1 protein-coding gene is annotated in these 1,774 nt (G+C 43.1%); it reads left to right on the forward strand.

Features of this window, described 5'->3' with window-relative positions; genetic code table 11:
- Positions 1-119 precede the first annotated feature (119 nt).
- A complete protein-coding gene (locus tag CSV73_RS16210; protein WP_099628085.1) occupies positions 120-1,397 on the forward strand; it encodes an IS110 family RNA-guided transposase in 1,278 nt (425 codons plus the stop codon).
- Positions 1,398-1,774 lie beyond the last annotated feature (377 nt).

Genomic DNA, 1,774 nt, shown 5'->3' on the forward strand with positions numbered 1-1,774 from the left:
CGGGAGCATTCCTGTTTGTTTAGTGGAGCCCTATTGAAATAGAAAAGTCCCCTTGGTATGATTCGGGGGTGTCAAGGCATTGAGGGCTTGACCCCTAATTACAACCAAGGAGGACTCACATGAATTCTAAAGAAAACACTAAAATAAATCAAGTCACAGAACAAACTTTAGTTATAGGTATCGATATCGCTAAATATAATCATTACGCAACCTTTGTCGATGAACGAGGACGTGTTTTGAAAAAAGCTTTTCTCGTTAAACAGACACGTAAAGGATTTGAACAGTTCTATCAAGAAGTCCTCGAAGGCATGAAAGAATTCAAGAAATCAGACGTGCTAGTGGGCGTGGAGCCTACAGGACATTACTGGATGAACTTGGCGTATTTCTTAGAGGATTATGGCATACCACTGGTCATTGTCAATCCGATGCATGTGAAGCGTGTAAAGGAACTTGATGATAACCTACAGACTAAAAACGATAAGAAAGACGCCTTGACGATCGCACGGTTAATGAAAGACGGTCGTTTCTCACATCCTAAGCTCCTTCGTGATCTAGCAGCAGATATTCGTTCCTGCTTCACGCTTGAGCAAGCGTTAATAGACGATCGTACCACTCTGAAAAATAAAATACATCGATGGGTAGATAAATACTTCCCAGAGCTATTCCAAATCTTTTCAGATTTTGGAGCCATGGTTCTAGGCGTTTTAGAGACAACTCCATTACCTGCGGAGCTAGTCAATATGACACCGGAAGAACTAGCTGATCAATGTGCAAAAGCGAGTCATATGAAACAAAGACGTCCCAAACTAGCAGCTGATGTCATTAAAGTCGCTCAGACTTCCATTGGCATCAACGTAGCTCCGTGGGGAGCTAAACGAGAGATACAATGTCTTATTCGTCAATACCGCCTAATTGAGGAAGAACTTGCGATGGTCGAACAAGAAACAGAATCGCTGATTATCCAAACGGCTGATTATGAATATCTGGCATCCTTCCCGGGTATTTCCCGCGGCACCATTACCGGTCTCTTAGCGGAGATTGGGAGTTTCAATGACTTTGAGAGTCCACGCCAACTAATTAAATTAGCGGGTCTCACATTACGAGAGAATTCCTCAGGTACACATAGAGGAGAGAAGAAGATATCGAAACGAGGACGTAGACGTCTACGAGCTCTTTTATTCAAAGCGATGCGTCCGATACTTCGAAATAACCTAGCCTTTATGAAGCTTCATCAATATTATACGCAACGACCAAAAAACCCCCTTCGTAAGAAGGAGTCAATGGTCGTGTTATGTAGCAAATTATTAAAGATTCTCCATGCCCTGTGTACGAAGAAACGAAAATTCAATGGTGAGCAAATGCTTGCCGATCTTCCCTGTTTACAGTTAGTAGCATAAGGCTGGCGTTCTAAAGCATCCATTCATGACACGGAGAAGCTGGCATCAGCGGCGTACATTAGGCCTCGAGCCTCATCGGGAGCATCTCGCCGGCCTCCAACTTATGATAGACCGCACGAAGGAATGTCAGCGCATGACGCTAAGAGATGTGGGAGGGTTCGTCATCATAAGGTATTTGGAGATCCAAAGTGCATGCCATACTAAATTGACAGTTTCTGTAACTGGCAGCGTAGCGTTGCCCTTTACTTACAGTATCTGCAAAGGTATGTACTTTTAGGTAGACGAAATTCTTAACTTACAATAAAAAATATTTTGGGTCACTAGTAAAGTCCGATAAACCTTGTCATTATCATCTTTTCAAGAGGGAGTCGCCGCCT

Source organism: Sporosarcina sp. P1 (assembly GCF_002743155.1).
Classification (GTDB): domain Bacteria; phylum Bacillota; class Bacilli; order Bacillales_A; family Planococcaceae; genus Sporosarcina; species Sporosarcina ureae_B.